The organism is Streptococcus sp. F2, from assembly GCF_056500955.1.
On record NZ_JBWKAI010000026.1, the window covers coordinates 23,790 to 32,934 of the forward strand.

General features: G+C 31.0%; 9 protein-coding genes and 1 pseudogene. 7 read left to right on the forward strand and 3 right to left on the reverse strand.

Annotation, left to right across the window (positions count from 1 at the left end; translation table 11 throughout):
* Positions 1-61: 61 nt before the first annotated feature.
* From ACYTR8_RS08250 to ACYTR8_RS08260, 3 genes are read right to left on the reverse strand one after another with little or no spacing between them, the layout of a single operon-like run.
* Positions 62-760: an ABC transporter permease gene (locus tag ACYTR8_RS08250; RefSeq protein WP_479640375.1), complete on the reverse strand. Its 699-nt coding sequence runs from the start codon at positions 758-760 to the stop codon at positions 62-64.
* A complete protein-coding gene (locus ACYTR8_RS08255) occupies positions 744-1,640 on the reverse strand; it encodes an ATP-binding cassette domain-containing protein (protein ID WP_269759959.1) in 897 nt (298 codons plus the stop codon). The genes ACYTR8_RS08250 and ACYTR8_RS08255 overlap by 17 nt, the downstream gene beginning before the upstream one ends.
* Positions 1,641-2,897: an MFS transporter gene (locus tag ACYTR8_RS08260; protein ID WP_443597895.1), complete on the reverse strand. Its 1,257-nt coding sequence runs from the start codon at positions 2,895-2,897 to the stop codon at positions 1,641-1,643. It lies immediately after the preceding gene.
* Between the two features lie 304 nt (positions 2,898-3,201).
* Here ACYTR8_RS08260 and ACYTR8_RS08265 point away from each other — a divergent pair, with 304 nt between their 5' ends.
* The 7 genes and pseudogenes from ACYTR8_RS08265 to ACYTR8_RS08295 form a co-directional block, all read left to right on the forward strand.
* A complete protein-coding gene (locus ACYTR8_RS08265; protein ID WP_479641994.1) occupies positions 3,202-3,351 on the forward strand; it encodes a helix-turn-helix domain-containing protein in 150 nt (49 codons plus the stop codon).
* Positions 3,314-4,012: an Rgg family transcriptional regulator gene (locus ACYTR8_RS08270; RefSeq protein WP_479641992.1), complete on the forward strand. Its 699-nt coding sequence runs from the start codon at positions 3,314-3,316 to the stop codon at positions 4,010-4,012. Before ACYTR8_RS08265 ends, ACYTR8_RS08270 begins: the two co-directional genes overlap by 38 nt.
* Positions 4,013-4,287: 275 nt before the next feature.
* Positions 4,288-4,560 carry a hypothetical protein gene (locus tag ACYTR8_RS08275; RefSeq protein ID WP_269760797.1) on the forward strand — a complete coding sequence of 91 codons (273 nt, stop codon included), beginning with the start codon at positions 4,288-4,290 and terminating at the stop codon, positions 4,558-4,560.
* The gene (locus tag ACYTR8_RS08280; protein ID WP_463260702.1) at positions 4,561-5,004 is read left to right on the forward strand and encodes a class III lanthionine synthetase LanKC N-terminal domain-containing protein; all 444 of its coding nucleotides are present in this window, start codon (positions 4,561-4,563) and stop codon (positions 5,002-5,004) included.
* Positions 5,005-5,285: 281 nt separating this feature from the next.
* A complete protein-coding gene (locus ACYTR8_RS08285; RefSeq protein WP_269760799.1) occupies positions 5,286-6,383 on the forward strand; it encodes a protein kinase family protein in 1,098 nt (365 codons plus the stop codon).
* A gap of 148 nt (positions 6,384-6,531) precedes the next feature.
* Complete coding sequence (locus ACYTR8_RS08290) at positions 6,532-8,415, forward strand: M13 family metallopeptidase (protein WP_479640377.1); 1,884 nt, start codon at positions 6,532-6,534, stop codon at positions 8,413-8,415.
* Between the two features lie 575 nt (positions 8,416-8,990).
* Positions 8,991-9,145, forward strand: a pseudogene (locus ACYTR8_RS08295) (ISAs1 family transposase); the annotation flags it as partial.

Below are 9,145 nucleotides of genomic sequence, written 5' to 3' on the forward strand. Positions count from 1 at the left end.
TTTGGCTTTTTCGGAATGAAATAGGTGTTTATTAATTTCAAATCGTATTTTTTAAAATATTTTAATTTAATTCTTTTTTATTAAAAATAGAATAACTAAAAATGAAATATATTAGGCTAAAAATGAAACTAATAAAGAGTGTTAGTGTAGATATTATCTCTGCGTTTTGTAAGGATAGAAATAAAAAATATTCTGTGGATAGCTCTAGTTTTACTATGTTTGTTCCTATGAGACGTACAATATTATCGAATAGAAGACTAATTAGAATGTAGGCAAGATAGGCTTGATTAACTCTACTTAGCATAATAAATAATAGGATACAAAGTAATGATATACAAAGAAACAGAGGAAGTTGGTGAACAAATATTCTATAGATTAAAGAAGAATCAATTTCCCCTCCTAGTATTACTCTAAACAGACTTGAACTGGTATAAGCCAATGCAACATATATTAGATTTAAACTGACTGTTGCAGAAACCTTATATACAAAAATTCTTCTTCTTTGTTGTTGTTTAATCATAATGTTATTGATTGTACGATGAGAAAAATCTTCTCCAAAGAAAATATTTGTAGGGACAATAAAGAAGAGTGTGATAAATTGAGATAATAATTGGATCAGAGTAGAACTATAATCTACAGAGTTATTTCCATGAAATAGAAATGCTGAGAGCAGAGAAAGTAGCAATAGGATAGTAAGGGAGATGGTTAGTTTTCGTTCCTTATAGACTTTGTAAAGGTCCGCTTTAAGATAATGAATCATGCGTTTCTCCTTTGCTGATTAATTTTAGATAATAGTTCTCAAAAGAAATTTTTCTAGAAAAAATCTCTTGTAGGTCTATTTTATTTTCAATGAGATAGTGCACAATGACCATAGTGTCTATATCAGTGGACAAGGCGAGATATTCGCCAACTTCTGTGTAGGAAATTCCATGTTTTTTAAAAACCTCAATTGTTTTAGGGATTGTTGAAGTTTTGAGATAAATTTGTTCTTCCAATTCTTGTTGAAGTAGCTGTTTTGGAAGTTCTTTAATCACTTTCCCGTTGTGCATGATAATATATCTATCCACCACCAATTCTAGCTCTGATAAAATATGACTTGAAATCAGTATTGTCATGTGATGGTCATCCCTAAGATTTAAAATGATATTTCTCATTTCTTTGATTCCAACAGGATCTAATCCATTGATAGGTTCGTCAAGAATGAGAAAGTCAGGATTGTCTAGAATTGCTAAAGCGATTGCTAAGCGTTGACGCATTCCCAGAGAGAAATTCTTTGATTTCTTTTTAGGATCAACAGTGTCTAATCCGACACGATTAAGTATATTTAAAATGGCATCGTCACTCATCTGTAGATTAAGTTGTAAACTCATGTATTTTAAGTTTTCAAAAGCAGGAAGATTAGGTTGTAACGCAGGAGATTCAATTAAAGCTCCGACTCGATAGTTAGTCGATTTATGAATTGATCCTGATGATTGCCTAATTAGACCTGACAAAACTCTAAGGAGAGTTGTTTTTCCTGCCCCATTCTCTCCAACAAGTCCGCAAATTTCTCCTTTTTTTATTTTAAAAGAGACTTGGTCAACTGCATTTTGGTTTCCATACTGTTTCGTTATTTTTTGTAATTCTAAGAGTGATGACATTTATAAAGTACCTTTTTGTTTTTTTATATTATATTGTTGAAATAAATAAATGATTAATAATGCTGATATTACTAAATATATCCAACTAATAGTCGTTGTAGAAGCAGGGATTACTAACATTGAAAAAGATAGTTGAGAGATGATAATCCCAAGTTGAATAATCATACCAATACTTCCAGTTAAAATACCGATCTTTTGAGGGGATAGGTTACTCATAAGAAAACCATAAAACTTTGGATTTATTGAACCGCTTGTGGTTCCTAAAATAAATAACAAAAGGTAGCAGAGCCAAATATTTTGTAAAATAAAAGTGGCAAAAAGTATTGGTAACAATGCTACTGCAATGTAAAGAATATACTTTAAAGAAATTTTATCTAATAAAGTTGTTGATGCAATAATGCCTAAAATACTACTAACCGCTATGACCACCCCAGAAAATGATATAGTAGCGGCTGAATTTACGATAATAAAATCCTTGTTTTGAGAAATAGTAGATACGATTAATGGAGTGGTAATTGAGAATAGTCCATTAATACAAGAGATAACAATTAAGAATTCTGCTAAACTTGGGATACTTTTGATTTCTGTAACAGCTTCTCTGATAGCTGTTAGTAAATTTTGATTGGGATTTATTTCAGTGTAGTCAGAAGCTTTAATAATGGATTCTAGTTGTGATTTTATAAATAACATAAATAAAACACAGGCTAAAAATGTCAATGAATTAACAAATGCTAATGTTTGATAGCTAATCCAAGTTACTAGCGCTGCTCCACTGAGTTTGAATATGATATTTAGAGTTGAAGAAATACTTTGTGTTGAAGCAAAGACTTTTTCCCTATCACTTTCATCAATTAACTGCATTTCAATAGGAAGATACAAACTATTCTCTAACTGTCCAGCTAAGTCAGATAATATATTTAAAAAAGAGACAATAATGATAATCCAGAGTGCAGGCTTAAAAGAAACAACTATTCCGACTATAATATATAAGAAGAATCGAAAGACTTGTGTAAGGATAATAATATTGATTTTTCTAGCAGTTTTATCAGCAAAATGCCCCATAACTATTTTAAATAGAATAGGAATTGTTTCCGATAGGGTGACAATTGACAAAGCAATATTATTATTATCTGGTAGCAAGAGAATATAGTTCATTAGTGCCAAATAATAGAGAGTGTCTCCAAAGTCAGACAATAAATCATTGAAAAAAAGAGAATAGAAGATTCGTTTGGGAGTATTTATCATTGTATTTACCAACTCAAATTCCCCTCGATGCTTCGTGTCTTATACTCTTTTGAGGGTGGTTTAATTGTTGATTTATGATTATAATCTGATTGTAAATTTTTGTTTGGTAAAGTTGAAGAGCTATTAAATATCATAATTGCTAATACTAGTGAAGTCATGAATTTTTTCATTTGTTTTCTCCATTATTTATTTATTTTTAAAAAATATGTTAAACTATTTTTAGTAAGATTTAAAAAAAGTTACTTAAATGTAATACAAGGTGGTTGTAATGGGGAAATATGGAAAAGTTTTTAAAATTATTCGAGAATCGAAAAATATGTCTCTCAAAGAGGTAGCAGGTGATTTTGTTACTCCTGCCCAATTATCACGATTTGAAAATGGGAAAAGTAACCTATCAGTAGATATTTTTTTTTTATTGTTTAGGAAGAATGGATATTCTACAGGGAGAGTTTTCAACTTTTTATAGTTCTTACTTTCAAGATGAAGATGTACGCCTTTCATTAGAGTTGCGCCATGCTTTAGAGAACCGTAATATTAGCTATCTTCAAAGGAAAATTCAAGAGTATGAGAAGAAAGTTTTAAAACATAACAGTAAGTCCGACCGTGTCTTAATTGCAGTTTTTCATTCAATGATTAACAAGTGTGATTCAAATATAACTATTCCAGATACTGAAAAACAGATTATAGCTGATTATTTAATGTCAATTAATGAGTGGTGTTTCTATGAGTTATGGATTCTAGGTACCTCCTCTCGGGCTTTAAGTACAAGAGCACTAGAATTATTAGGAACCGAGTTAGTTAGCAGGACACAATTTTATAATGGAATAGAAGAAAATCGTAGAAGAGTGTATCGTATACTTTTAAACTTAGCAAGTGAACTTTTGAATAGAGGAGAAGAAAGAGTAGCGGCTAGTTTCATAAGAAAATTGGATAATTTAAATATATTAGAACAGGATATATTTGAACGATTACAATTAAAATTTTTAAAATCACATTTTAATTATTTACAAGGTAATGCTAGAGGTTTAAAAGAAATGAAAGAATGCCAGAGAATAGCAGAATTTTTAGATTGCTATGATATTTCAAGACAAATAGAAGCGACCATATCAAAATTTACAGATATGTAATAAATTCAAAGGTTGTCAATATTTCCTGTAGGATAGTACATGTAAGTCTTACAACAACTACAACACAATTATCTATATAGTTGGAGGAAATTATAATGACTACATTTGTTAAAGATTTGAACCGCAAACCTGAACTGGTAAAAGCAGCTCGTGGTAAAACAGTCAACACATTTATTTGTTTTGGTAAATTCTAAAAACAAATTAAAATTAGGGGAATGCTTTTATGAGAAGTATTCCCTAATTTTTTATAAGAAGAAAAGAATGAGGTACATAAAATGAAAAAAATGGTTATTATAGGTTCGCTTGCACTTTTGGGTACTTTGGGACTAGTATTTGGTGGTGAAACAACAAAAAAAGTAGCAAGTACGAGTGAGAAAAATAAGTTTGTTATTTTTGGGAAAGTTGATTTTTCAGATGATGACGATGTCGAAGATGTAGTATCAAAAAATTCGAATAATCAAAAAGATGATGTTGATGATGAAGAAAATGGGCTTGAAAGATTTATCAAAACACATAAAACTCCCTTTTCAAAAACAATCCATAAATAGATGACACCGTCCTATACATATCGAAATATAGAACATTTACCTTCTATTATCTTTGGATTTAAAATTCATGTTTCAGCGACATTTCAAAATTATCACACTATTTTAGATATTGTATGCCCCTATTTGGATATGAATAACATTACCTATAAGTTCATTGATAAAAAAGAAGACGTTTATAGAGTTTTTTCTACAAGTGAATTAGCTGCAGAATCAGGTAAATTAATAACTATTTATCCTTCTCCCTCTATTCTTATAAAAACTCTGGAAGATTTATTTAGTTTATTGCCTCAAAAAGAGGAAGCTATCTATATTTTAAGTGATCGTCCTTACAAAGGTTCAAGCCTATTGTTCTATAGATTTGGTTTAATTCAAGATTCAGCCAATGTTTATCAAGACGGTGTTCCAACCATAACAACGCTAGAGGGGGAGGTAATATTTATCTAGGAGTTGATAAAAAATTCACATCACCAGTAATTTTAAAAGAGGCTCGACCACATATTCTTAGTTTTTATAATGTTGAAAAAAAGGAATTACGTGAAAAAGAATATGAGCTTTCTCTGGAATTAAAAGAAAAGGGTGTAAACCAAGTTATAACTCCTATTGAAGCAGTTGATGAGTGGATAAATTCGTACTATGTCTATCGCTATATTCAAGGGAGTTCTCTGACTGACTTCTGTAAGGATTATGGGATTAATTCTTATTCTCGAATTCATAAGAAAAAAAATTTGAGATTATTCAAAGAATTTCTCAACATTGTCAATTCATTAGTAAAGATACTTATTTATCTTCATTCGAATCAATTGATATTAAACGATATTCATCCAGATAATTTTATACGAGATGAGCATGGGAAACTACATTTTATTGATTTGGAGAATTCATATTTATATGGAGAAAAACCATTTGTAGGTATTGAAAGTAAAATTAGCTTAAAATCTTGGAATTTTCTAGATGGTAAGCAGGCAGATTTTCATAAATTAGGCAATATGCTTCTTTTCCTATTGGCACGTCTGACTGTTTCGGAGCAATCAACAGTAGAGACGGATCTACTAAATCGACTTTTGAATTCTTATGGAATTGACAGTAACTTATCAAAGTTTATTACTTATTTGTTATCTGGTGAGGTTACAAAAGATGGACTGGTAAAATGGCTAGAGTCGCTGGATGCCACATCAATCGATATTGACGAGGTTCTACCTCCAAAAACAGACTTAAAAGATAGTTCTATTTCGTTTATAAAAAAAGTTGAGCGTTCATGTCTAGAATTTGATAAATATAAAAAATATTTGATTGATATGGCAGTAACTACTCCTGAAAGTGAAGATGCTATTATTAGGTTGATGAATTTAGAACGAAATCTTGGTCTTGAGGGACTATCAGGAGTGATTGTTTTAGTAGATAATCAAGGTTTAAAAAATATAGCTGAGGCAGGTATTAATATCCTGTTAAATCGTTTGGAAGAGACAGATGATGGGCTGTTGGTTCCAATAGAAGGAGGTTGTTATTCCCCATATATTTGTAACGGCTTATCTGGAGTTATACAGATGCTCTATCATACTGGCAGAGAAAAGCACCGACGACTGATTTTAAAATTGAGAAAAGCTCTCTATGTTGAATTTGCTCAGTATGAAGATTATAGAAAGGGAATGTTAGGAATAGCAGATACATTGCTATTGACAAGCGAATACCGTAATAGTAAAAAACTACATCAATGCATTGAATCATTGCTTTTGAATAGTTATCTCTACCATACTCAACGTCATTTGCCATTGATTGAATTACAAGAGGTATTATCTCATTATCATGATATTTACACTCTTTAAAAATAGATATAGTCAGAATGTAGACAAACCCTCAAAACGGCAGAGTAGCTTAAAATTAGATATCTAATTATTAACAATGCATACCCTTAGTAAGGCTGATTTAGTAGCATTTCTAAGAGAATCAAAAAGATTAGTTCGAGGAGAAAATATGATAGACTATAAAAATGATTTTTATAATACAATTAACCAAGATTGGTTGGCCAGTAAACAATTAATAGATACTCAAACTCACGTGGATAGTTTTTCAGAATTAACAGATAGGATTAGTGATTTTCTATATTGTGAAACAAATCATTGGGTAGAAAAAGGCAGGGTTCCAAAAGATTATGGATTAGAAAACTTTACGATATTTTATCGACAGGCTTCTGATTTTAAAAAGAGAGAATTATTAGGCGTAAGGCCGCTTATTCCCGTTTTAAATCGCTATAAGTCCATGGAGTCATTTGAAGAGTATATTTTGCAATTATCAGAGTTAGAACTACTTGGGCAACCTAATTTATTGCCATTTCATATCGCTCCAGATTTTTTGGATTCTCGTAAAAATATGATTTGGGCTGAAGCTCCAGGCTTAACTTTTCCAGATATGAGTTATTATGAATCTGATAGTGAACAAGGGAGATACTTATTAGATACTTGGCAAAATTGTCAAAGAGAATTATTGGAAGAGGTTGGTTTTTCTAGAGAAGAATCAGATGATATTTTGATAAAGGTTATTGAACTAGATAGACTGTTAGGACAACATATATCACAGAAGGATGAGAGTTTAACTGAGGAATATATCGTTTACGACTTCAATGATTTTTGTCAATTAGCTCCTGGACTACCATTAAATCGTTTTTTTAAAGATGTAATAGCTGATATACCAAATAAAATAATAGTTTCAGAAGAAAAATTTTGGAAGGAATGTGCCCGAATTTTTTATTCTAAAGAAATGTGGAAACATATTAAAGCGAAACTTATCTACGGTGTTGTAACTATGTATGCTCCCTGTTTAACAAATAAAGTAGATCTATTATCATCCAAGTTTCGATGTATGTTAATGGGGATTGATAATAGTGAGGATAAAAAGCAAAGTGCTTATGAATTGACACAATTTGCTTTGGGTAATAGTTTAAGTTACTGGTATTCTGAACAAATTTTATCTCAAAAAGACAAAAAAAATATTGAAAAACTGGTAGATATGATTATTCAGGAATACAAGAATCAAATTGCAAAATGTTTAGAATTAACCTTAACTACTAGGAAAAAGATAATTAATAAATTAGAGAATATAGTTGTACAAATTGGAGGACCCAAAACACGTCCAGAAAGAATAGATAATTTATTACTTGAAGATACACTAGTGGACAATGTAAATACTATTCTAGCTAATTCAGCTCGTTCAAGTTGGAATAAATGGATGGATGAAGCTAAAAGATATAATTGGGATATTAATTCATTTACTGTAGATGCCTATTATCATGCTCAAATGAATAAGATTATATTGCCTGCAGGAATATTGCAAAAACCATTTTATTCTAAGGAATATTCATGTGTTAAAAATTTATCTAGATTAGGTTTTTTAGTTGCTCATGAAATTTCACATGCTTTTGATATAGATGGAATTCGATTTGATGAGTATGGGAGATACGAAAATTTGCTGTCTCATGATGATGAAGCATATTTTCAGTGTATCTCAAAAAAAATAGAAGCTAAGTATGACGGTCAGCAACTAGATGAATGTGTTGTAAATGGGACATTGACACTTTCTGAGAATATAGCTGATATAGCAGGATTCAACTGTTTGGAAGAAATCATTTCAAAATACTACCCTCTCAGATTAGAAGAATTTTATAGGGAGTTTGCCAAGTTATGGCGGATTATCTATCGGCATGAGTACCTAGAGATGATGACTTTGACAGATTCTCATACTCCTAATAAGTTACGAGTTAATAATTTATTATCCAATTCTAAAAAATTTACTAAGTTATATCATATTTCTAAAGGAGATGGTATGTGGGTTGGATCAGAAAATCAAATTGTCATCTGGTAAGAGAGTTTAATATATACGACAATTAGGTACTCTCTTAGAGTAAGTTCAACAAGAAAAAAGGGGGAGGTACTCCTTTTTCTTGTTACTGTCTTTGAGGTTAGGTAAAAATTGTTCCGAAAGAGCGTATTTTGCGAGTTTCGGTGAGCAAATATCGGGCGTAGTTCGCCTACAGTCTAAGACTGCGATACCGTGCTATCATAAAGCATTTCAAACTATATAAAAAATCAGATTTTGATGGGTTTTCACTTAATTTGTTAAAACCATGATAGATAAATCAATGTTATTTACTTTACATTATGAATCTCAAAAAGCACTTTACATGTCTAAAATAGTGAAATTGATTATCTATCTTCTCACATCAACGCCCTCACAGGTTCTAACCAAATCTGATAAACCCCCTCAATCCTAGAGTACAGATATTCTCTTGACCGAGGTGGAGTCTCTTCTAGGAGTTCCTGATAAGAGCTTAAGGCAGTAATTCACGCCAAACGCATGAAGAAACTTTTGTTTTCAGAAAACTAGATTCATAATGACAAAATCAATCAAAGTAGTACACTATAGATGAGGTGACTACGATGATTGATTTTATTATTGCTATTGATGATTGCGCCGGTGAATTGGATAGTCGTCAATCTTGGAAAATTCGCTACCCCTTATCAACCATTCTATTTCTTGTCTTCGTTTGTCAGTTAGCTGGCATTGAAACCTGGAAGGAGATGGAAGATTTTAT

Excerpts from the sequence above, each read along its gene's own strand:
- ACYTR8_RS08250 (WP_479640375.1), bottom strand. The coding sequence starts at position 760 with ATGATTCATTATCTTAAAGCGGACCTTTACAAAGTCTATAAGGAACGA.
- ACYTR8_RS08255 (WP_269759959.1), bottom strand. The coding sequence starts at position 1,640 with ATGTCATCACTCTTAGAATTACAAAAAATAACGAAACAGTATGGAAAC.
- ACYTR8_RS08265 (WP_479641994.1), top strand. The coding sequence starts at position 3,202 with ATGTCTCTCAAAGAGGTAGCAGGTGATTTTGTTACTCCTGCCCAATTA.
- ACYTR8_RS08270 (WP_479641992.1), top strand. The coding sequence starts at position 3,314 with ATGGATATTCTACAGGGAGAGTTTTCAACTTTTTATAGTTCTTACTTT.
- ACYTR8_RS08275 (WP_269760797.1), top strand. The coding sequence starts at position 4,288 with ATGAAAAAAATGGTTATTATAGGTTCGCTTGCACTTTTGGGTACTTTG.
- ACYTR8_RS08280 (WP_463260702.1), top strand. The coding sequence starts at position 4,561 with ATGACACCGTCCTATACATATCGAAATATAGAACATTTACCTTCTATT.
- ACYTR8_RS08290 (WP_479640377.1), top strand. The coding sequence starts at position 6,532 with ATGATAGACTATAAAAATGATTTTTATAATACAATTAACCAAGATTGG.